General features: G+C 46.5%; 18 protein-coding genes and 3 pseudogenes. 3 read left to right on the top strand and 18 right to left on the bottom strand.

Features of this window, described 5'->3' with window-relative positions:
• Positions 1-40: 40 nt before the first annotated feature.
• From DP091_RS07320 to DP091_RS07285, 9 genes are all read right to left on the bottom strand, one after another.
• Positions 41-991, bottom strand: coding sequence for a LacI family DNA-binding transcriptional regulator (locus tag DP091_RS07320; protein WP_113057707.1), 951 nt, complete (start codon positions 989-991; stop codon positions 41-43).
• 1,226 nt (positions 992-2,217) lie between these two features.
• Entirely contained in the window at positions 2,218-3,309 is a 1,092-nt protein-coding gene (locus tag DP091_RS07315) for a class I SAM-dependent methyltransferase (RefSeq protein WP_113057706.1), read from the bottom strand.
• A gap of 167 nt (positions 3,310-3,476) precedes the next feature.
• Positions 3,477-3,638 carry a hypothetical protein gene (locus DP091_RS31750; protein ID WP_258394429.1) on the bottom strand — a complete coding sequence of 54 codons (162 nt, stop codon included), beginning with the start codon at positions 3,636-3,638 and terminating at the stop codon, positions 3,477-3,479.
• 37 nt (positions 3,639-3,675) lie between these two features.
• Entirely contained in the window at positions 3,676-3,846 is a 171-nt protein-coding gene (locus DP091_RS31275) for a hypothetical protein (protein WP_181469747.1), read from the bottom strand.
• A 21-nt stretch (positions 3,847-3,867) separates the two neighbouring features.
• A complete protein-coding gene (locus tag DP091_RS07305) occupies positions 3,868-5,100 on the bottom strand; it encodes a glycosyltransferase family 4 protein (protein ID WP_113057705.1) in 1,233 nt (410 codons plus the stop codon).
• Positions 5,097-5,828 carry a glycosyltransferase gene (locus tag DP091_RS07300; RefSeq protein ID WP_113057704.1) on the bottom strand — a complete coding sequence of 244 codons (732 nt, stop codon included), beginning with the start codon at positions 5,826-5,828 and terminating at the stop codon, positions 5,097-5,099. Before DP091_RS07300 ends, DP091_RS07305 begins: the two co-directional genes overlap by 4 nt.
• A gap of 34 nt (positions 5,829-5,862) precedes the next feature.
• Positions 5,863-6,504 (bottom strand): hypothetical protein, encoded by a 642-nt coding sequence (locus DP091_RS07295; protein WP_113057703.1) that lies wholly within the window; start codon positions 6,502-6,504, stop codon positions 5,863-5,865.
• A 1,110-nt stretch (positions 6,505-7,614) separates the two neighbouring features.
• On the bottom strand, positions 7,615-9,375 hold the full coding sequence (gene dhaK, locus DP091_RS07290) for a dihydroxyacetone kinase subunit DhaK (protein ID WP_113057702.1): 1,761 nt from the start codon (positions 9,373-9,375) through the stop codon (positions 7,615-7,617).
• Between the two features lies 1 nt (position 9,376).
• Positions 9,377-10,513, bottom strand: coding sequence for a glycerol dehydrogenase (locus DP091_RS07285; protein WP_113057701.1), 1,137 nt, complete (start codon positions 10,511-10,513; stop codon positions 9,377-9,379).
• A 204-nt stretch (positions 10,514-10,717) separates the two neighbouring features.
• Between DP091_RS07285 and DP091_RS07280 the strand changes: the two genes are divergently transcribed.
• Positions 10,718-11,764 carry a PocR ligand-binding domain-containing protein gene (locus DP091_RS07280; protein ID WP_113057700.1) on the top strand — a complete coding sequence of 349 codons (1,047 nt, stop codon included), beginning with the start codon at positions 10,718-10,720 and terminating at the stop codon, positions 11,762-11,764.
• 70 nt (positions 11,765-11,834) lie between these two features.
• Here the strand turns inward: DP091_RS07280 and DP091_RS07275 are convergent, their stop codons facing one another.
• The 9 genes and pseudogenes from DP091_RS07275 to DP091_RS07240 all read right to left on the bottom strand — a co-directional run bounded on the left by DP091_RS07275 (position 11,835) and on the right by DP091_RS07240 (position 19,938).
• Complete coding sequence (locus DP091_RS07275) at positions 11,835-12,428, bottom strand: GNAT family N-acetyltransferase (protein ID WP_113057699.1); 594 nt, start codon at positions 12,426-12,428, stop codon at positions 11,835-11,837.
• A 1-nt stretch (position 12,429) separates the two neighbouring features.
• Positions 12,430-12,939, bottom strand: a pseudogene (locus tag DP091_RS31745) (nucleoside-triphosphatase); the annotation flags it as partial.
• A gap of 42 nt (positions 12,940-12,981) precedes the next feature.
• Positions 12,982-13,443 (bottom strand): annotated as a pseudogene (locus DP091_RS31740) (NUDIX hydrolase); the annotation flags it as partial.
• A 140-nt stretch (positions 13,444-13,583) separates the two neighbouring features.
• Entirely contained in the window at positions 13,584-14,342 is a 759-nt protein-coding gene (locus DP091_RS07265; protein WP_113057697.1) for an ABC transporter ATP-binding protein, read from the bottom strand.
• A gap of 4 nt (positions 14,343-14,346) precedes the next feature.
• The gene (locus tag DP091_RS07260) at positions 14,347-16,665 is read right to left on the bottom strand and encodes an ABC transporter permease (protein ID WP_113057696.1); all 2,319 of its coding nucleotides are present in this window, start codon (positions 16,663-16,665) and stop codon (positions 14,347-14,349) included.
• 144 nt (positions 16,666-16,809) lie between these two features.
• Complete coding sequence (locus tag DP091_RS07255; RefSeq protein ID WP_113057695.1) at positions 16,810-17,457, bottom strand: TetR/AcrR family transcriptional regulator; 648 nt, start codon at positions 17,455-17,457, stop codon at positions 16,810-16,812.
• 108 nt (positions 17,458-17,565) lie between these two features.
• A complete protein-coding gene (locus DP091_RS07250; RefSeq protein WP_113057694.1) occupies positions 17,566-18,120 on the bottom strand; it encodes a GNAT family N-acetyltransferase in 555 nt (184 codons plus the stop codon).
• A gap of 13 nt (positions 18,121-18,133) precedes the next feature.
• Positions 18,134-19,228 (bottom strand): sensor histidine kinase, encoded by a 1,095-nt coding sequence (locus tag DP091_RS07245; protein ID WP_113057693.1) that lies wholly within the window; start codon positions 19,226-19,228, stop codon positions 18,134-18,136.
• Positions 19,219-19,938, bottom strand: a complete 720-nt coding sequence (locus DP091_RS07240; RefSeq protein ID WP_113057692.1) for a response regulator transcription factor — start codon at positions 19,936-19,938, stop codon at positions 19,219-19,221. Before DP091_RS07240 ends, DP091_RS07245 begins: the two co-directional genes overlap by 10 nt.
• A 185-nt stretch (positions 19,939-20,123) precedes the next feature.
• Here DP091_RS07240 and DP091_RS07235 point away from each other — a divergent pair.
• Positions 20,124-20,852 (top strand): annotated as a pseudogene (locus tag DP091_RS07235) (ABC transporter ATP-binding protein); the annotation flags it as partial.
• The gene (locus DP091_RS07230; protein WP_113057690.1) at positions 20,848-21,552 is read left to right on the top strand and encodes an ABC transporter permease; all 705 of its coding nucleotides are present in this window, start codon (positions 20,848-20,850) and stop codon (positions 21,550-21,552) included. The pseudogene DP091_RS07235 and the gene DP091_RS07230, both read left to right, overlap by 5 nt.
• Positions 21,553-21,561 lie beyond the last annotated feature (9 nt).

Genomic DNA, 21,561 nt, shown 5'->3' with positions numbered 1-21,561 from the left:
ATTGAAAAATACCATGCATGGAGCGATTGTAAGTCAACAGCTATATCGATTGCCGTACAATGATGTGATAAGGAATCTCTACCTTATCCTTTGATTTCTTAATTGTAAGATCAAAGGCTTGTTCACCGACTTTCACCAATTGATGATCAACCGTAGATAGGCGTAACCCAATTCCAACAGGCTGATTCTCCTGGCCAATGATCGCCAGATCCTCTGGCACCTCCAGTTGTATGCTCCTTGCATACTGATAAATACCTGTCGCAACCTCATCGCCGTTCGCATAAACAGCGGTTGGTCTAAGATCCATAGTAAGTAGTTGTCTTGCCGCTCTTACCCCGTCATCCATGCTGTAGCAATCCCTGATATGGTAAGCTGGCGGCAGATCGCCAAATATATACTGATACGCTTTTATCGTTAGCTGTGTACTATTACTCTCTTCTCCTCTTGCTGTCGTAAAAGCGACTCGTGAATGCCCTTTATCCTTTAACAGCTGAAACGTGTCTACGTAAGATGCATATCGATCCATGTAGGCACAGCCAATCTCAGGATGATCCGTAAACTCGCATGCGACGATCGTCCCGTACTTGGTATACGGCACAATGGCATCCCAAGCGTTTGAGCGAGAGGTAATGATGATTCCATCCAGTTGTTTATTTTTCAGCATATTTAAGCAGCTGAGCTCTTTATCCGGATCGTACTTTGTAGGCAGAACCATCACGGAATAATCATGCTCGACCGATCGATTAAGCACGCCATGAAGCAGTTGATCAAAGGCTTGATTGTTGTTGTACGGCATGATCACACCGATACTTCTTGTTTCCTTACGAATTAAATCGACAGCTGAGCGATTTGGCGTATAGTCCATTTCATCAATCACGCGCTGCACAGCTGCCCGCTTCGATTCAGATACATAAGGATGTTGATTCAGCACCCTTGATACTGTTGATACGGATACTCCTGCCCGCTTTGCAATATCATTAATATTTGCCATTGTCACCTTCTCCTATATCTCACACTTCATACTCTAGTCTTACACCAAATCAGCGCGTAAAACAACAATAAGCTTCCCACAAGTGTTATCACACTAATGAGGAGCTTATTTATTTCGACTCTGCAGCTGAAAGCGACATACTATAAATCTCATTTATATTCTCGAATACAAATGCCGTTATGGATAGTATGCTAACGATCAATTTCTTAGGCAATAATCTCAGACCATTTATGCTTTCAACTATCAAAAGAAGTTAATAAAGAAAAGTCCCCGTAAATTTAGGGGACTGATATGTGAGTAGTCAAGGTGATCTGCCTGTCGGCGTGAGTGACAACTCCATTAATAGTACTGTGAATGAATAGAATGATTTTACGCATGAACTTTCGTCCTTTCTACTTTGATAATCGTAATTTTGTTATTTAGACGAAATTGGATAACGATAATCATCGGTGCATTTGTACAGGAAACCGAATAAAGGTTTCCTGTACAGAGTAATTATATATTCTTTATCTCGGTCGTTTAAATTTGTTGATTACAGACTGTTCACTCCATCACAATGTTAAACCGCTTTGAGTTGCCTGCTGTTGATGGGTAATATCTCTAAACTTCCAATTAATGTAACAAATTCTAGATATCTGCCGCTGCCAAAAAAAATTACATCATATGTACATATTACTCCACGCTTGCTGTTAAGCTCCCAACATCACTTCTTCCACCATAACTCCAGCGGTTAAAGAGTGGGTCGCAGGGGCTGTCGCGACCCAAGTAAAGGCGGCATATTTTGGCACAACCGAAGGATCTCGAAGTAATACATCGTGTGCGAATGTATGTTCTCAACCCCTGACGCAGCAATGCTCCAACAGGAAGAGCAACTGCGGCGAGAAGCGGGACTTGTGGTAACTTCTTCTCAGCATTGGTATGATTGGGCCGCCCTGTTCAATCCCTCCACCGTACTCATCCCCGACGCGGCGGGCACCTTCAACGTTTCAAATTAAGACGCGATTTGGGTGTTTTACAGCACTTGATCCGGAATAGTTCCATCAGGCTGTTCGTGGATATGTAAACCTAGCCCCACCTCGGTTTTTATTTCTCTGGTGATCTTGGGCGGTGGGTCGGTACAAGAAAGAGGCCAAGAAGAGCCATAGTAACTGCAAGGCCTTTTGACCTCAACACCACAATTAAGTCTCAAGAAGCACCCGCTTTTCAGTTCCCCTACAAATACCCGTTTAGGTTTTTAAGAATACGCCGAGCTCCCTTACTTTCCCTGTGCCCGATGTTGCCGCCAGCTTTACGTACCGGGTGAAATGCGTATTTTGCAGCAGAAGCGATTTTTCCGTTTCCGGCTCGCCGCCAGATTCCCAGAAAAGCATATCAGTTACGCATTGATTGATTTTGCGCAAAAAAGCGTTACGGATAACCCGGTCTCCCATAAGATGATAAAAAACGGTTAACAGGAGGCCAATCTCATATCGCTGAAGTCTTGATGAAGACTCGAAGCGGTCCGGTAACAAGTTGAAATTCACCTTTTCCAGCCGATTCAGCCGCAAAGCCAGATCATAATGCTCATCCATCGGTTCCAACCCGGTTACGTGCGCACCTTCGCGGGCAAAATGCCGCGCGTAATATCCGATATTGCAGCCGATATCGATCACTTTTGTGCCCCGCAGCGAACGTGATCCCAAAAAATCCATAATGACATCCAGTCTTGTCGGATAGGTTTGATCGCGCTCGCTTTTCAAATGAAAATAGGAAGGGTGCAATATGGGGGTATAAATAAGGCTCCGTTGATGTCTGTGAAAAGATTTGTCAACTTCCGAAAGCTTTTCGATATTCATCCAGTAAATATAATCTTCATTGGACATCTTGACTTTAATGCGCCTTTTGCCTTGGCAGTACAAAAACGTCGACCTATGATGACCGTCCTTCAGGTTAAAATAACCGCCTGCTCGATTAAATTTCACCAACGGAGGATTTATGTGTAAAAAATCGCCAGAAGACGACAAATCCGCCTTCATCATGTGAAACTGATCTTTCCTAAAGGCGATGAGCTTTTCATCCTTTAAAGGCGGTTCGATTCCCCGGGTGATATAGATTTTCTTATACCAATCCAGGTACGCTGACGGGCTGGCTTGTTCGTTCATGAAATAGCGGTATAGGCTCTTGTGCGAATTAAAACGCATGATCGGCATATCAGCGGATAGCTTATGATGTTCGTACCAGCGATCGGTGTAGTTCTGAATATCCTTTTTCCCTTCCTCCGTAACCAGATCCGTAAACAGCAGTTCAATCGGGACTTCAACATTTAAATACCCGGACATCGCTCACCCTCCAATTTATCGTAATCCCCTTACTGAAAATAAATACGTTTAAAAATCCCGGTTAATATAATCTTTAAAATGCTTTTTGGCTTTAATCGGGAGGACGGAATAAATCATAAAAATACGAATGGTACCGGTCAATGTTTTTAGGGAATATTTCGATTCCTTCAGCCCTTACCACCCGGCCTGGCCACACATCGAGGAATTCGAGGCAAAACATGCCCCCAGCGGCCATATCCAACGCCAACATCGAGTACCGAGGACGGTGAAATTTGACGGAGCAGTTCCACGCGATACGAAATTATTTTGCCTATTCGTTGTTTTCCCATATCTTCTTCCACCTTTAACCCTTATTAAGCGATGGTACTAGGCGTTCATCATGAGATTGATGATGCGGAGATCCGGAATGAAGTATTCTTTTGGAAGATTGGCGAAAATCCGGTCCCACACCTCTTGGTTGACGACAATATGCGGCTGGGAAAGCTGGGTTAAAAACAATCCGTTGTAACTGTCCCCGGGAACCCGATGCACGTTCATGACAAACACCTCCTTTTTAAATTAGGATTGTTTTTTTAAAGACACCTGCTCCGAATAAACCCTTTTCAAACGCTCAACCATCGTCTGAAGGGACCGGTTTTTCAAGGCCCACGCCAGAGCATTGTCCCCAAGCCTACGCCGGAGAGAAGGATCCGATAGCAGCTGACCCAAATGCAGATAAAGTACATGCGCGTCTCCCGGAGGCGACAGCAATCCGTCAACGTTATGCCGTACCGCTTCCCTTAATCCGCCAGCGCTGGACGATGCGATGGGGAGACCAGCTAACTGTGCTTCCATAACCGAGTAGGATAGGGTTTCCATCAAACTGGGCATTGCGAAAATCTCAGCCTGACTCAGCAAATAGGGGACGTCCTCCCGGCTTCCCAGAAAACGCACCACCCGCTGAATACCCATCCGGCAGCATAACTCTTCGTATTCCTTCCGTTTGTCCCCGTCTCCGACAAGCCAGCATTCCCAGTCTTGGCGGTCTACGTACAGCCTGCACAAGGCATTCAGCAAGACGTGAATCCCCTTCTCATAGCTAAGACGCGAAGTGCTGATGATCACTGTTTTACCCTTGGGCTTTGTGATCGGATTTCCGGAAACCGCACGCATGCTGCTTTGAAAAGAAGGGATGTCAATGGCGTAAGGAATAAGAGAAATTCGATCGGAAGGAGCCCTAAATTGGTGAACCATCACTTCTTTAAGCCATTCGGAAGCAAGAAGAACCTTATCACTTACCGAGCTCCCCAAGTATTCCATGGATTTATAGTATTTCCAGATCAAGGAGGTCATCGGGTCTTCCGAGGAAGTTTTGTTGTTCTTAAGCATATCCAGTACCGTAAGAGCTGCAGAAGCGTGAATGGAGGTCACCAACGGAATCCGTTCAGGTTTTACGCGTTTTATAGCAGCGGCGGCAAGAACGTCTTGCGCATGTATGATATCGTATTGGTCAAGACCGATAAAAGCGAGCGATAACTCCATGTTATACCTGTCGGTCTCTGCTCCCCTGATCCAGGGATGCTCCGCAATTAAAGGCGCGGTGGCAGGGGTTATCTTGTGATCGAACATTTCCTTGAAGTGAACCTTCGGAACTTCCTGGTTACTGTTGAAAATATAAAACCGATCCAGTCCGTTCCCAAAAAGATCCACTTGATGTCCCTCTCGTTCAAGTCCCTGTTTCACCTGCAACATGTATTTCCATAATCCGCCGACATGTGGGATTTGAAAATAGGTAGCCAGCAAAATTTTCAATGAGTCCGCCCTCCTGTTAGTAATACCTGTCTTCGCTGCTCGAGCCTGTCGCTATATATGGCCTGAAGGGCCGCGAATTCGCGCATAAGGGCATTTTGGTGCGTTAAGGTTCCCATGTTCGGATGATAGCGATAGTGCAACAGGATATCATGCAAATAATGAAATTTGTAATCGGCGAGCACGACCCGGCACCACATGTCGTAGTCCTGCGTATATTTAATCTTTTCATTGAACATGCCGACCTTTTCAAAAAGCTGTCTTTTCATCATGGTGGTGCAGCCATTAATCGGACATGCCGTTTTTAATAGATTAAGCAGCTCCACATTCGATGAAAATGAAAAATTCGGGGCTTCCATGAGCACTTCGTTCCGTTCGTTGACGAAGTTGAAGTTTGTGCTGCTGATCCACGCCCCGCGTTCCAGCATAAACGAAATTTGCCTTGCCGTTTTGTTGGGAAGATAATAGTCGTCCGAACTGAGCCAAGCGATATAATCCCCTCTAGCTTCTTGAATGCCGGCGTTGAGGGCGGAAGCCGTTCCCCCGTTGATCTTTCGGATATACCGGATGCGGTCAATATAAGGGTTCAGGAGACCCGTATGTTCGGTAGACCCGTCATCGACCACAATCACCTCCATCTCGGGATAGGTTTGCGCCAAAGCACTTTCTACGGCTTGTTGAACATAGGAACAGTTGTAGAAAGGGATAATAACCGTAACCTTCGGTATCATGTTTTTTTGCCTCCCGTGAATGTCTTGACCCCGGTTAGGAAAGTACCGGCTTTCCGATCGGGCTTTTTATAAATTCATTATGAGTTAAATAGATCAGCTGGTCGACGCTCCATTGAAAGTAGGAAAAAACCAAGGGGCCCTCCACTTTTCGCAGCGTTCGCCGTTCGCCGTAGTAAATATGACCGCTCGTGGAGCTGTACAGGCGTCCGTTAAGAACCGGGTACTGAAGAAAAAAAGAGGCGTTAATGGAGTGTCCAACTGGCAAAGAATGAATCAAGGAATCCGGGACATGCACAATTTCGTCCATTTGGCACCGCAAACGTCGAAACACTTCCCCAGTCTGAATCGGGAATAAACAATTGTCCATCCACAAAAAGATCCCGGATCCCCCCCCTTTAACGAATACCGTCGCCGGGGCGCACTTCGCCCAAGGTCCCGAAGCGGTCACACCTTCTCCAAGGGGATACAGGCGAAGCAACATATCCTCAAGTGGTATGATTTTCTTGGCCATCAGTTTGTAAAAATAGAAGGAAGCGCTATCCATAACGGGTCGTTTTTTGCCGTGCTCAATCAGAAATACAGCCGAGTCCGAACCGCGGACAAGCGTTCCATCTGGAATCTTGGTAATCATTTTCTGGACATGGTTATTGTAAATAATAACACTCCCTCCCTTCATCAGCCTGCAATAATATACTCCTTTGCTTTAGCGGCCTGACCCGACGCGTGGCTATATCTTCAAAAAATGACCCGCTTTATTGGCTTTATTATAGTTCGGGTTTATTAAAGGGGAATCCCATAACATATCCTCATATATTTCTATATTAACTGTTAACTTTTAACCGCAAGAATCAACACAAGGACTCGAAGAGTACTAGAAAGACCCAGTACCGTGGTACTGGGTTTGTATCTGTAGGCACTTTACAGAATTCTTTGAAATGGTTATACCAATCAAAGAAATAGATGATTAGTGTTTTACGTGTTTGTGTTTGATATGAACTTTACCAGATTTAACGACAATAACGATAACCACTTTTTTGTGCTTTTTGTGGTCTGCCAAGGGGAATCACCTCCCGCTGATTGATTAATGCATTCTATTCATGTTTGTATAAGTCGTTTGGGTTGCAGTGAAAAATAGGTCAAATTCTTTAACTAGGGAAACGAAATGGAAGAGGGTTAGAAAAAACCATAGCTAAAGAGGGCCATTATAGGCCCTCTTTAGCTGGCGATCTTACAACGGCTTACTTAACAACGATGATGATGACAACTTTCTTTTTTTGATAAGCCATAAAATCACCTCCCGGCCACTGGATATTTCAACATATTCAAATAAATAAGCTGGTTTGGGTTTCCACTATAAATAGTTAGATAGAGTATAAGTTTGTAGTTCAATTGTCAAAATTTGAAATATTACTAACAAATAAAGTTGTTAGTATCGGGCAGCATAGGATTCAAGACTCTTTATTCCTTTAGGTGACCTTTTGGGTCCTGTTCGTTTCGGGATTAAATCAAATGTATTGCATCGTCTTTTATATAGCAGAACCCATCTATAAAAGATGCCTGAGATAATGCACCTTTAGGTCTGTCTGCTTCAGGCAGGGTAATTATCCAGGTGTTTTTTTACACCGCTAGGTTTTAGATCCTCAGATCCCTTATTGTCTCTCTTGTAGAAATAGACATAGACTTCTGAAAGACAGTAATAACGCCTATCACTAAAGCAAAAGTCCCCTTAAAATAAGGGGACTTCAATTAAATGTATATTTGTACTACTTTTTTTGTCGGTTCCAGATTACTTCATCGCTTTGGCAAGCTCGGTGAAAATAACCCCGAGCGCATGCGCCCCCGCATCCGGGTATCCGATGCTGCGTTCGCCAACCGTGCCTGCTCTTCCCATTCGGGCAACGATGTCTGCCGTCTTCTGAGCGCCGAGAACCGCCGCTTCGGCCGCCTTGATCGCTGCCGGCTTCATCTCTACGCCTTGCTCCGCACTCTGCGTCCAGGCATCCGCGAACGGCACGAGCGCATCGATCAATGTCTTGTCGCCGACAACGGCTCCTCTTCCGAACGATCGTTCGCCCGTATCCTGGATTCCCTTGACAACGGCCTGCATCATATCGGCAACCTCTTGAACGGACAATTCCTGCTTCTGACCGGCAGATTTACTCGCCGCCCGGAATGCGGATCCCCAGATCGGTCCGGAAGCCCCGCCGCAATGCTCCATGATGATCATCGAGCAGGCGTCGAGGAAATCGCCGATATCGCGAAGATGGTGCGTCAGAATATCGTTCAACTCCGCTTTTAACTGCTTGAAGCCCTTGGCAACGCTCATGCCGAAATCACCGTCTCCGGCATGGGCGTCGAGTTCGCAGAACGGTACTTCGTTCTCGATAATGACTTCACTCATTTGATCGATCAGATATATGATATTTTGCAAGGACAGCCGGTTGTTTTTAATTACAGCTGCGGCAGGATCCGTATTGTTTTTATACGATACCGCGCTCTCTGACTTCTGTTCGTGAACAACCTCGGTATAGCTCACAGGCTCAAAAGGTCCCTTGACCGACAGTGCCGGCGTATCGCATGGCGCAGACAGCCACTTCTTGAGCGTTTCGTCCAGCTTCATGATTGTCACCGATGCGCCTGCCATATCGATGCTGGTCATATAGTTGCCGACGAATACTTTGAATACCCGCTTGCTCCGGGACGCCAATTCGCGCATGACGGAATTGTTCAGCAAATACAGCTCCTGCAGCGGCGTTCCGCCAAATCCGTTGATTAATACGGCCACTTCTTGCTCTGCGGCATCATTCATCTGCAAGTTGTCCAGCAATGACGTGACCATCCGCTGCGCCAGCTCATCTGCAGAAACCGCCTTCTCCCTGCGGATTCCCGGTTCGCCGTGAATGCCGACGCCATACTCCATCTCGTCATCCTCGATATGAAACGTCGGGGTTCCCTTGGCGGGCACGGTGCAGGAGGTAAACGCGAAGCCAATGCTGCGAACATGGTTAATCGCATGCTGTGCTGCTTCTTTCACTTCCGGCAGGGACAGCCCGGCTTCTGCAGCCGCTCCGGCTACCTTATGGACGAGCACCGTTCCGGCAACCCCTCTTCGCCCTACCGTATAGAGACTGTCTTCAACGGCGATGTCATCGTCGACTTTCACATAATCCACTTGGATGCCGTCCTCGCTCGCGAGGTGGGCCGCATTTTTGAAGTTCATGATGTCGCCGCTGTAATTTTTGATAATAAGCAGCGTTCCCTTATGGCTCGCGGAGCTGCGGATCGCTTGATACACCTGGATTTGGGATGGGGAAGCAAACACATCGCCGCACACGGCCGCATCCAGCATGCCTTTTCCAACGAATCCGGCATGCGCCGGTTCGTGGCCGCTTCCGCCGCCGCTGATCAGCGTAACTTTATCTTGATCGATCTCCTTTTTGGAAATCACCTTGAATTTAGGGTTGAACGCCAGCTCAGGATGCGCGAGCACAAGCCCATTGCACATTTCCCGAACCAAGGTTTCCGGTTTGTTCATGATTTTCTTCATCTTATATCTCCTTACTCCTTTTGTATTGACGGCCCAATTGGTCAGCGGCCATAATCGCGGATGCTACCGCTTCCTCCGAAATCGGGAATGGCATCGAGTGGATGGATTCCTCGGCAATACATGCCTTCTTGGCCACTACAAGCAGTTCCTCGTAGGTCACATGCTCGACGCCGATATCTTCCAGGCATACAGGAAGACCGATCGACAGACAGAAGTCCAGCACTTCCTTCATTTCGTTCCGGTCGGCATTCTCAAGCACCAATTGAGCAATCGTACTGAAGGCTACCTTCTCGCCGTGATAATAATGATGCGTTCCTTCCAGAGCCGTCAAGCCATTGTGAATCGCGTGAATCGCTGCCAAACCTCCGCTCTCGAAGCCTAGTCCCGATAACAGAATATTCGTCTCGATAATATTCTCAAGCGCAGGCGTCACGATGTTTTGATCGCAGGCCAGTTTCGCTCTGTACCCGTTCTCAAGCAGCGTTTCATAGCACAGCTTGGCAAGTCCCAGCGCGGTAATCGTCCCTTTGGCTTCACCGCATACGCCTTCGCGAACGCCGCATGGCAAACCGGCATTAACATTGGCATACGATTGCGCCGTTGCTCTTGCTTCGAAATAGGTAGAGAGCGCATCCCCCATGCCAGCGACAAGGAATCTAGTCGGCGCTTTGGCAATAACCGTCGTATCAATCATGACAACGCTAGGACTTTGTTTGAAATAAGCATAATCATCGAATTCGCCTTCCGGGGTATAGAGGACCGCTGAATGGCTTGTCGGCGCATCGGTTGCCGCAATCGTCGGAACAATGATCAGGGCCTCACCTTCGGCCACGCATTTTGCGGTATCAATCGCTTTACCTCCACCGAGGCCAATCGTGCAAGCACATTGATGCTCCTTCGCCAATGCTTGCAATCTGGCAACCTCCTGCCGGGAACATTCTCCACGGAAGCCGCTTTCAACTAGCGTTATATTAAATTTCTGTTTGGTTGACTCCAACTTGTCCTTCACCCGTGCCACATCATCGGGATGGGCAATCAGCAGGGCGGAATCTCCGAATGTCTTTACAAAATAACCTAAATTCAACAGTTCGTTCTCACCCTGCACATATTTTGTCGGACTGATAAACGCTCTTCTCATGATCATTCCTCCTACGTAAACTATATTAATTATTATAGGTTGTACTTATTCGGGAAGCATGAAACAATGAGGTCGGAATAAAGCGTTTTCTTATCGTGTTTTTTTGTCATCCCCATGGAAAATTGTATTATCTTGTTCTGCAGTAGAACCATTCGCTATAATATTCAATAGAGTTTCTATAACTTTTCATAGGAGAATGTTGTCATGTCCAAATCCCGATATGATTTAGAAGAAATCATTGATTTGGAGAAATGGGAGAAGCTGCAGGATTCCTTATCGCTCGTGACCAAAATGGCGATCCTTACGGTCGATTACAAGGGCGTTCCCGTCACCAAGCACAGCCACTGTCAGCCTTTCTGCCAAGGCGTGCGCCAGGATTCCCATCTCTCTTCATATTGTCAAAAATGCGACGCGCGTGCCGGCATAGAAGCGGTTCGCCAAAACAAACCATACATCTACTTATGCCATTTCAACATTATTGATATCGCCATCCCGATCATTATCGATAACCAATATCTTGGTGCGATTATGGCCGGACAGCTCAAGCTCCGGGAACCTGATGCTCCGATGCTGGAGCAGATCGTATCCCGGCCGCCCAATGTGGAGTCGAACCGGAAGTTTAAGGAACTCGAAGGGGATTACGAGGCACTGCCCGTCTTATCCTATGATGAGGTGACGAAGTGCGTGGATCTGCTGCTGCAATTAAGCACCTATATCGTGGAGGAAGCCATTCAGAAGCATACCACGATCGATTTGTACAAAAAAGTACTGACCTCCCACATGGATGCGCCAGCTTCCGTGGAAGCTTTAAAGGAGTCGGATCGTGCGGTCCGCAGCATCCAATCCATGCAGCAGGAGCTGTCAGGTGCGCTGATCGATACCAAATTGAAGAATGGCGCGGGACGTTTCGTCTCGTCGAATGCCGTGCTTCAGCCCGCATTTGATTATATTTTTGCGCATAAGCATGAAAACTTCAGCCTGAAGGAGATGGCCAAGCTTTGCCATATCAGTCCCAGCTATTTCAGCCGCATATTTACGAAGGAAACAGGTGAGAATTTCTCCGTCTTCATCGCCAGGCTTAAGATTGAATGGGCCAAGCAGCTGCTGGAATCCACCGATTCGCCGATCCATCAAGTGAGCGATGATTTAGGGTTTTGCGATACGGGCTATTTCATCAAAACGTTCAAAAAGTTCGAGCACCTCACCCCGGCCGTGTACCGGAACTTGTATGCGGGGCTATCAGCTAAGTGACCGTTCTGCCTACCGATCATTCCAAGTAACCCCCTTCGCCCATGAATGAAGGGGGTTCTTGCGATGGCCGTTATTCAACCAGTCCGTTAACGGGGTTGCTCTGATTCCGGTAGTCATCCACAACAATAGAGTATAATTTCAGATCTTCATGGTTCCCTTTTACGAATATCGTCTGTCTTAATAAACCTTCATAGGACATGCCGGCCTTTTCCATCACTCTGGCTGATCCTCGGTTTGACGGCAGACAGCTTGCCTCGATTCTAACCAGCTTCATTCTTTCAAATCCAAAAGAGATGATGGTCCTGATCACCTCGGTCATGTAACCACGATTCCAATAATCCTTGGACAGGGCATAACCCAATTCGGCTTTCGCATGTCGGACATCCCAAGCCATAAATCCTGAGGTTCCAATGACCTTTCCGGTTTCTTTGTCCACGATTCCCCAAGGGGCCACAGCATGCTGGCTGTATTTATGCAGGACCCTCATTAAATAGAGACGGGTATCTTCCATCGTTTGATGCGTCGGCCAAGCCGTATATCTCGATACCTCCTCATCCGAGCCGTAATGAAATATATCCTGTTCGTCTTCGCTCCTCAGTTTTCTTAATATCGTTCTGTCTGTTTCTAACGTAGGGAGATCCGAAAAGACATCTTCGATCTGCATATTATTCACCCTCCACAGCTTTCATCATATCCTTTAACAAAGTTTCGGATATCGTGTCACGATTGGATGCGTTCATACTTAGAATCCTGACTTCCTTCCGATATTTGATGATGTCTATTTCAGGATGGCTCTCCAGAGGAATCGTCCCCAGAACAATCCGGGAACCTGTAATCATCTCTTGTACTATTTTTTGAAAAGAAGAAGATAACATCTGCATAAAACCAATTTCGTCGATAACGATGATTTTCTTGGAGGACAAGGCATCCTCTAATATTTTCACGGCAAAATCCTCGAATGCTTCTACATCCATTCCGTATCTTCCAATACGAGTGCTGCTTGGGTTTTCTACATGTGCAATCTCGATGCTTACCCCACACACGGATACGCACTTGAAACCGATTCGACCACTCGAATTCGCGATTTCCTCCGTATAGAATCCACCGCAAAGATCCGGACCGATGGCGTTGATAAGTTGTTTGATCATCGTCGTTTTACCGATCCGAGGCTCCCCTGTCAGTAAAAATGCGCGCTTGGTCTCCAGGCGTTCCCCGTCCATTCTTGACAACAACTTATAACGAGGCGGGTTCAAATCCCATGTCTCATACGGGACTAAGCGGTCTGCATTCATAGCATCAAGCGAGCGTGATTTGACATGGGGCCTTTTTATGTATTCATCCATATTCGTATCGTGCAGATCTATAAATTTGGCCTCCAGAATTTCTTCCGGTTGAATGGTTAGTTCCCCGCTAACATATTCCGCATGAAAAACGACAGACAGGACATGTTGCCTCTCGTTGTAATAAACGCCGGATATGCCTAGAGGACGTATAACAACTCCAGTTTCCTCCAGGAACTCTCGGCATACCGCCGCATCTAACGACTCGCCAGCATCAACGAAACCTCCGGGCATTTCCCACGTATCTGAACGAACATGAGTACGAACCATTAAAACATGTCCATCCTCATTCTTAACAAGTGCTGAAACCGCAACGAAATGTTTGGACTGATCATGCATCGTATAATACCATCCGTTTCATGATTAATGTTTCGCTCAAATGACTGCTTAAGCGTAAATTATGGTGTGAAACAAGTGATTCCATAATTATACATTCGCTAACCGAGGGCGATAGTCCTGCGGCATAAGTTGATATCGATTTATATTCCGATTTCCTGCATTTTCAGCATGACTTTCTTGACCCTGCCATCCAAATCCGTTCCCACAAGCTTTGGAAGCTTGAGTTCGCCGACCACTTTCCCATCGCGCATAAACATAATGCGCTCCGTCCGCGCCGCAACTTGCGCATCGTGAGTGACAAGCATGACCGCCGTACCGTCTGCATTGATCTCAGAGAATAGGTCCATGATTTCCTGAGCGGAAATGGAGTTGAGCGCTCCCGTTGGCTCGTCGCCAAAGATAATTCGCGGGTTGTTCATCAGCGCCCGGCATATTCCCGCACGCTGCAGCTGCCCCCCCGAAACCTGGGTGATGTTCCGTTTTTCAAGCTCTGCGATGCCCACCCTTTTCATAAGCTCCCTCGCCTTCACCGAAATGTTCGCGGCGTTTTTACGGTTATCCCGCATGGATGGAAGAATGATATTGTCGAGGATATTCAAATTTTTAAGCATCGTCGGCTGTTGGAACACAAAACCCATTTGGGATCTGCGTAGGTCTGCAAGCTCATTCTCCCCAAGCGTCGATAAATCCTTGCCCTCAAAAACGACTGTTCCGCCATTCACGCCATCCGTCCCGCTCAGCGCATACATTAGCGTGGATTTGCCCGAGCCTGATGGCCCCATAACAGCTACGAACTCGCCCTCGTGTATACAGGCGGACACCCCGTCCAGAACATTGCGCTGTTCGCCGCCCTTGCCGAAAGATTTGACGATATCCTTACCGATAATCATCTTTTTCATCTGCCTACTCCTTTATATTTTCGGATATTTTGATTTGTCCTGCGCCCGAAGTGCCGATCATGGTTGCGATAAGCACTGCGGCTATCATCATAAGCGGGCTGTACAGATACGCCGATAGCGGATTGACGGAAAAATGAAACACCGACGCTCCAAACGACGCGATAACCGCACCCGCAAGCCTTTCTCCGAGCGTGTTCGCCAGAAGAGTTCCAAGCACAATGCCGACCATCAGAACAAATATCAAACGCGAAGCATATTGCACCTTTATGTCCGTGTTCGTAAACCCGAGGGCTTTCATAACGGCAATGGAAAATCTGTCCTTCGCAACAAGCATTTTTATAAACAACAGAGTAATCAGTGCCGATATCATCAGCGCAACAGCAATTGCAGCGTCCGAGGCCTTCTTGACAGCATTTATCGTTGAGCCGAATGTCTGCGTAACAAATTCATCAATATCTGAAATCTTGGCAAAATCAAATCTGTCCGCGTAGTCTGAAATCTTAGCGCCCATAAGAGTTTTATCCGAAAGCTCTGCACAGATGATGCTCCGCATCAAATCAGCCGAGTTGTCGGTAAATACCGCCTTTGCGGTTTTGCCGCCGTTGGTAATGTCGGAGTATATCCCGCTTATCGTCAGTTCCTTCTCCTGTCCCGCTATTACCAGCGTAATGACATCGCCGACCTTCTTGCTCAGCTCATCGGCATTCATAGCCGACAGTGCAATTTCATCCTCTGCGGCGGGTGCTTTGCCAATGGAATAAGCAATCGGGAATATGGAATGGTCACCGAGTTCGATTTTTATATTTTCCTCTGAACCGTCTCCTGTTTTGATGTTAAATGCTTTTGTTGTAAGGACCGCAACCTTGGATATGGCAGGGTCGCTGCTCATCTGATTTCGTAGCTCAGCCGTTTTCACCGAAATGTTATCGGTCTGCTGTATGTCAGCACGCAGATCATAGTCTCCGATGCCCATATATTGGACGAAGCTTGTAGAGGAAATGGTGTTGTACAAATTCTGTGGAACCATCATGATAAATGCAGATATCACTAATACCGTTAGGCTTGTAGCATAAAGCTTTTTCCTTGCGAGAACGTCTTTGATGCCGAGGAAAACATTCGTATTCAACAGCCTGTTTCCACTTAGATTAAACCGGCTGGCGCCTGAGTTTTTGTCTTGCGAAGTGCCAAAGCGTATAGCTTCTGCAGCGGATAGGTTCCGAAAACGTTTCAACACTGTGTTTACATAGGCGATGATGGCAAGGAATACAAGCAGTATGCCGATGATACCGAACAACAAAGCATAAGCGGAATTTTCGCTTTCTCCCATATACAGCCGTATATTTTCAAGAAGCATGCCTTTGAACATAAATGACAGTGCAAAACCGAGCATACAACCCGCCGCCGCAATCGCTGCGTATTTCGCAAGATACATCTTCTTTATGTCGGAAACACGCAGCCCAATTGCCTTCATCACGCCAATCTCGCGGTAGTCGTCTTCGATTTTCGCCAGGAGCGTAAATCGTATGCACATCAATGCGATAGCCACGACAAGCGCGCTCACAAGAAGTATAACCGCGATCATCAACCCATCGGAAAGTGCGTTCATCATTCTGAAAAGCTTATATGTAACGGTGGGTCCGTTGGCTTCAAGTCCTGCGGAGGCATAAGCCGTTTCAAATGAACCGATCTCGGATAGATCCTTTAATCTAAATTCAATCAGATACTCCGTGCTGCCGAGGCTCTTAATTTCCGCATAATCATGTTTATGTACAAGAAACCTCTTGGAGGAGGAGAGCGTGGAGTTCATCTGCGAATCCCGGAGGAATCCTGCAACGATAAACTCCTTCCCGCTAACAACCGCCTGATCACCGACCTTGGTTGTGCCATCCCTCATATAGCTTACTGGAACATACACCTCGCCGATGGCGGGTTGTATGATGTTGCCGTCGAGATCGAGCAGATAATCGAATTTTTGGCTCTGCATGCTAAATCCGTTATCCTGGACGCTATTGGCAAGCGAATGCTCGCCTAATCGTATCCGCGCACCATCCATATTGAGAAATTCCATCACTTGAACGTCATCCACATTGTGATGCTGCTCCGCAAAAGCTGAAAGCCGCGCAGAATCTATTTCACCGGAATGCATCTGCATAAAATGCGGGGTTTTGGCTTGTGTCATCAAAGTGTTCAGCGCACCCGAGAGATTAACGACGAGGATCGCCGCAAGCGAAACAAGCATTGCCGCAGCAGCGACAAATATCAAGGTCGTTAGCGTAGTAGCCTTGCTTTTTAAAAAATCATTGCGGATTATTCTGGAGTACATAAGACACCTCTGCTTTCAAGCATTTTAACCGCCTTAACTTATACAGACTGACCGAAGTCCCTCATAACAGCATCCCGGCGATATTCATGAGAAATCCCATCCCTCTGCCGAGGCCAGCCGGTGATATTCCCCCGCACGGTCAGTTTATTCATGGCTTCTTTCGCCTCCTCCACCAAACATCTGCATGACGTCCATTAGACTCCCGCTTGCTGCACCGAGCAGCCTTTCTACGTTGCATACAAAGGCCAGCATTCGTGTGCCGCGCTCCTCATCCGTCAAGGTAATCATATCGTCATCAAAAACGGTATTCGCATAGATCACAACCATTTCCATGCATTCATACGGAAACGGCGTGCTGAACATCCCCTGCTCAATGCCTTCGCGGATGATTCCCGTCAGGATCGGCGGAACGCCGTTGATGATAACCTTTTGTATTTTTTGGTGCATAAGCGCGTTCTGCGGCTTGTGAATATGCTCCATAATCTCCTTGCTGCTTCCGCCGCTTAAGTTCAGAGCCATAACAACGCGGATCACGCGCTCGACTACGGGTATCGTCTTGTCTGCGGCAATGACCTGTGCCGCATCTAGAAGACCGTCACTATACCGATCAATCAGCGCATCCATAATATCCTCCTTCGACTTGAAGTGATGATACAAGGTTCCCCGCGCAATGCCGACCTTTTCGAGAATATCGTTTGTACTTGTGCCGTCAAAGCCCTTCTGAGCAAAAAGCCCATCCGCTGCATCAAGGATTTCGTTCCTTCGTTCTTCCGCTTTTTTTACAACTCTCATCGTTACACTCCCTCGCTACCGACCGACTGACTGTCGGTTATAGAATAACAGGTTCCCTGTTATTGTCAAGATATTGTTCAGTGAATCGAGGATAGGCGAGGCGCACCCTCACCTATCCTCTGAAATATATTCATCCCTTAAAAGGCCATAATACACAAGGTCTTCATATCGATCCCATTTCCGAACATGCTGTCTTAATCGTCCTTCGTATTTCATTCCTAACTTTTCCATGACTTTACCCGATGCAGGGTTCTTCCCCAGATAACGGGCAAATATTCGGTGTAATTTCATTTCGTCAAACGCATACCTAACGATACCTCTTGCTGCTTCCGTACAATATCCATTGTTCTTATACGGTCTCCCAATCCAATATGCAAGTTCACCATGATCAAACTTACGAGTACATCCAATACATATTGCGCCTATTACATATTGTTCTTCTTTATGTACAATGGCCAGTTCCAGTGATCGGTCTTCTTGAAAGTTATGAGCATGTGTTTCGATCCATTGTTCTGCCATCCCATCCTCATACGGATGCGGGATGTACAATGTTGTTTCCGCAATATAGGGATCCCCTGCTAATTGTTGAACGACTTTGGCATCTTCCACGCGGAAAGGCCGTAATATCAATCTTTCCAATGGAATGGTCGGCAGTTTCTTCAAATGATTCTCCCCCTTAGTTTTTCGGCAATCGAATCGTGAACGATGTGCCTTGTGAAGCCTCACTTTCTACATTGATTGTGCCTTCGTGTGCCTGAACCAGCTTGTAGACAATCGCCATTCCAAGTCCCGTGCCTTCAGAGGAAGAATCCGTGGTGGTGCCCCGGTAATATTGCTGGAATAGATGTTCCACCATATCAGCCGGCATGCCCACCCCATTGTCCTTGATGCGGACTACGGCATGTTCTCCTATGTCCGCAATCTGTACATATATATCTGTATATTCGGGATTGTGGAGAATGGAGTTCATCATGATATTTTGCAGGATGCGCTGCAAGAATTTTGAATCAAAATCAACCTGGATGGCAGGCGAATCCGCTTGAAAATGCAAATGATAGCTGCACGCTTGCGGATTGTTGCTGATATCGGCAACCACTCGTTTGGTAAATTCGACGATATCTTGATTCGTCTTCTGTAACGGCAAAGCGCCGTCGGCGCGATTGAGCTGTGTGACGAGGCTTAAATCTTGAATCAATTCCTCCATGTGCTTTCCCTTATCGTCCATTTCCCGGATGAAAGAAATCGCCTCTTCCTTCGACCATTCGTACTGGTCATTCAATAAGAGGGCCGAATAGCCTTTGATATAGGTTAAAGGTGTTTTCAAATCATGAGAGATCCCCGCAATCCATTCCTGCTTGGCTTCTTCGATTTGGGTTCGCTCGACTTCGTTCGCTTGCAGAATACTGCCCAAGGATTGAAGATGCTCAAGCACCTCCTGATACAGGCGGAACCGCATGCGAAGCTTCCCTTTTCGGGTATATATTTTGGACAAATCGGCAGGCTGCTTGTAATTGTCCTGCGAGAGTCGATGAATCCACGCCATGATGAAGCCGATCGGGCCGCCAAAATACCATCCGAACAAGACGATGCACAGCAGCGTGCTGATACCAAAGACCCATCCTACAACGAGCCCTTCCTCATCCATACTGACATGGATATCGAGTAAGGGGAGCAGGCCTTCGATCAATATAACGACGAGCAAGCCCGTCCCAAGCATCCATAAGATAAGTCCTAATGCTAAATGGATCGTAAATCGAGTCTTTATTCGCATGACAGCGCCTCATTCGGGGGGATGAATTTATAACCGATTCCCCGCAAATTCACGATGATTTTTGGTTTTCGGGTATCATCGCCGAGCTTTTTTCGCAGCTTGGAGATATGGATCGTGACTGTTTTTTCTTCCCCGTACACATCGTTTCCCCATACCAATTCGTAGAGCTGAGACGTCGTGAAGATATGATTTGGATGTTTACAAAAGAAATGCAGCAGCTCCAGCTCCTTTGCCGTGCATTCTACAAGTTGATGCTTCACGGTTAACGTTGCCGACTCCGGATGAAATGAGAAGTACCCGTAATCATACGCTGTATTTTGTTGATGTGCATTCACGATAAGCCTTTGCCGGCGAAGGATCGCCTTGATTCGGGCAATAACCTCCATCGGATTAAAGGGCTTGGTAATATAATCGTCTCCGCCGATTTCTAAACCTGTTAATTTGTCGAAGTCGGTGGAACGCGCGCTAATAAAAATAATCGGTGCATTCGTATGTTTACGGATTTCCGTACATAGTTCAAAACCGCTTAGATCCGGGAGCATAATATCGAGCAAAATCATATCATATGCCTGTTCTTTGATGCGCTGCAGCGCGCCTTTGCCTGTAGATGCGGTATCGATATGCCTGAAGTTCTCTTTCCGAAGCGTGATCTCCAATAACTTCAAAATACCGATTTCATCATCGACAGCTAGTATGGTTGCAGATTCCATTGCTATTCATCCCTCACTTCAAACTTATCCTCAAACTTTCTTTTTCTATCTTAGCCTATTTAAAAGGTTACGAGTTTACTCTATGTAAAATGTTACGAGTTTTTTCCACAGCGTTTACTTTATTTTTACTTTCATTTCCTAAGCTTAGTGTAGCACATCAATAAGTGATTGGGAGGAAATCAGAAGTGGAAGCCGTCATTCAAATCAACCAAGTAAGCAAGGCGTTCAAGGGATCAGAAATCATTTCGAACGTCAATATGAACGTTAACAGAGGGGAAATTTACGGGTTTTTGGGTCCGAACGGTGCCGGAAAGACCACCATCATGAAAATGATCTTAAATCTGGTCAAACCGTCTTCCGGTGAGATCCAAGTATTCGATCAGCCGGTTCTGCCAACATCGGTTCAATACTTAAAAAGAATAGGCAGCATCATTGAATATCCCGTGTTTTACGACCGGCTGACAGCGGAGGCCAATCTTGAATTTCATTGTAGATACATGGACTATCGCGATAAGACTGCGATCAAGGGAGCGCTTGAGATCGTAGGTCTTCAGGGTGTGGGGAAGAAAAAAATCCATGAATTCTCTTTAGGCATGAAGCAGCGGTTAGGGATTGCGCGCGCAATTGTTACGAAACCCGACATACTCATTCTGGATGAACCGATCAATGGGCTTGACCCAATCGGGATTAAGGAAATGCGGGAGCTTTTCTTGCATTTAAAGGAGAGATACGGAACAACCATTTTAATCTCGAGTCATATCGTATCCGAAATCGAATCGGTCGCCGATACGATTGGCATCATTCATCAGGGAAAATTATTAAATGAAGTCAAGATGGAGGACATCCGAAGACAATATGCCGGATCGTTGGAAGAGTACTTCATCCATCTCATTCATGGAGGGAAACGCTATGCTTAAACTTATACAGCTTGAATGGCAAAAAAGTAACATATCCCGTTATTTTAAAGGATTAGCCGTTTGTATTGTGGCTATTTTCGCCGCCGTTGCATTAATGGCGCTGGGCTCTCGCGGTGAAAGTGACCCGATGTTTCAGAATTATACTGAATTTATATCGTTAACGAACATTTTGATGCGCATCACCTATATCATTTTCGCGAGTGTTATTTTATCACGTTTAGTTATCGAAGAATACAAGAGCAACATGATCCAAGTGTTATTCACATACCCCCTGCAGCGAAGACAATTCATTCAAGCCAAGTTGTCGATCGTATTTGGATTTTGTTTGTTCAGCATCATCATCACTACGTTTATGATCAATCTATTAACGTACTTCTTGAACCCGATGATCGGTTTATTTGAAGACCCGATGCATATCAGTGACATAACAGCTACCATTCCGGCAACGTTGATCAACGCATTCATGATCGCCGGAATCAGCCTGATTCCTTTATCTTTTGGCATGAGAAAAAAATCGACGGCTTCCACGATAACCTCGGCTGTCATCATCGCCTTCTTGATTAACGCTACCGTGTCCGACGGGGGAAGCTCGACTAGTCTGTTTCAGTTTATCGCCATCCCGATCGCTCTCTGCCTTCTTGGCTTGATCCTTGGCTATCTTTCTTTTCATAAAGTGGATCGAAGCGACGTGGCCTAACTGTCATGC

Source organism: Paenibacillus sp. MDMC362 (assembly GCF_003269305.1).
In the GTDB taxonomy this organism is placed as follows: domain Bacteria; phylum Bacillota; class Bacilli; order Paenibacillales; family Paenibacillaceae; genus Paenibacillus_AQ.
Note: the sequence above shows the minus strand (reverse complement) of the source record. Positions and strands in the feature narration are given on the sequence as shown.

What these genes read in the sequence shown, in the direction of transcription:
- DP091_RS07320 (WP_113057707.1), bottom strand. Translation starts at nt 991, where the DNA reads ATGGCAAATATTAATGATATTGCAAAGCGGGCAGGAGTATCCGTATCA.
- DP091_RS07315 (WP_113057706.1), bottom strand. Translation starts at nt 3,309, where the DNA reads ATGTCCGGGTATTTAAATGTTGAAGTCCCGATTGAACTGCTGTTTACG.
- DP091_RS31750 (WP_258394429.1), bottom strand. Translation starts at nt 3,638, where the DNA reads ATGGGAAAACAACGAATAGGCAAAATAATTTCGTATCGCGTGGAACTG.
- DP091_RS31275 (WP_181469747.1), bottom strand. Translation starts at nt 3,846, where the DNA reads ATGAACGTGCATCGGGTTCCCGGGGACAGTTACAACGGATTGTTTTTA.
- DP091_RS07300 (WP_113057704.1), bottom strand. Translation starts at nt 5,828, where the DNA reads ATGATACCGAAGGTTACGGTTATTATCCCTTTCTACAACTGTTCCTAT.
- DP091_RS07295 (WP_113057703.1), bottom strand. Translation starts at nt 6,504, where the DNA reads ATGAAGGGAGGGAGTGTTATTATTTACAATAACCATGTCCAGAAAATG.
- dhaK (WP_113057702.1), bottom strand. Translation starts at nt 9,375, where the DNA reads ATGAAGAAAATCATGAACAAACCGGAAACCTTGGTTCGGGAAATGTGC.
- DP091_RS07285 (WP_113057701.1), bottom strand. Translation starts at nt 10,513, where the DNA reads ATGAGAAGAGCGTTTATCAGTCCGACAAAATATGTGCAGGGTGAGAAC.
- DP091_RS07280 (WP_113057700.1), top strand. Translation starts at nt 10,718, where the DNA reads ATGTCCAAATCCCGATATGATTTAGAAGAAATCATTGATTTGGAGAAA.
- DP091_RS07275 (WP_113057699.1), bottom strand. Translation starts at nt 12,428, where the DNA reads ATGCAGATCGAAGATGTCTTTTCGGATCTCCCTACGTTAGAAACAGAC.
- DP091_RS07265 (WP_113057697.1), bottom strand. Translation starts at nt 14,342, where the DNA reads ATGAAAAAGATGATTATCGGTAAGGATATCGTCAAATCTTTCGGCAAG.
- DP091_RS07260 (WP_113057696.1), bottom strand. Translation starts at nt 16,665, where the DNA reads ATGTACTCCAGAATAATCCGCAATGATTTTTTAAAAAGCAAGGCTACT.
- DP091_RS07255 (WP_113057695.1), bottom strand. Translation starts at nt 17,457, where the DNA reads ATGAGAGTTGTAAAAAAAGCGGAAGAACGAAGGAACGAAATCCTTGAT.
- DP091_RS07245 (WP_113057693.1), bottom strand. Translation starts at nt 19,228, where the DNA reads ATGCGAATAAAGACTCGATTTACGATCCATTTAGCATTAGGACTTATC.
- DP091_RS07240 (WP_113057692.1), bottom strand. Translation starts at nt 19,938, where the DNA reads ATGGAATCTGCAACCATACTAGCTGTCGATGATGAAATCGGTATTTTG.
- DP091_RS07230 (WP_113057690.1), top strand. Translation starts at nt 20,848, where the DNA reads ATGCTTAAACTTATACAGCTTGAATGGCAAAAAAGTAACATATCCCGT.